1 protein-coding gene is annotated in these 255 nt (G+C 47.8%); it reads right to left on the reverse strand.

Annotated features, from left to right (window positions below; all coding sequences use genetic code 11):
- The coding region (locus tag BOW55_RS21000; protein WP_164975099.1) for a hypothetical protein at positions 1–255 on the reverse strand (255 nt) is incomplete at both ends.

Raw genomic sequence — 255 nt, forward strand, 5'->3', positions numbered from 1 at the left:
AAGGATTCACCGTTACTACTCTATCCGCTGTTGTGGTGCCGCATAAACCAGTAGAAGTCGCTGTTATGGTTGCCGTTCCGCTGAAAGCAGCGTCCCAGTTCATAACTCCTGTATTAGGATCTATAGTACCCGCTGCTGGAGGTGATACAGAATATACAATGGAAGTGCTGTTGGATGCTGTTGCAGTATACGTTTCATTTGGCGCATTCTGACACACGGTTACTGCTCCGCCAGTAAAACTGGTTGCACCTGTTG

It is taken from the genome of Flavobacterium sp. YO12 (assembly GCF_004119495.1).
In the GTDB taxonomy this organism is placed as follows: Bacteria; Bacteroidota; Bacteroidia; order Flavobacteriales; family Flavobacteriaceae; genus Flavobacterium.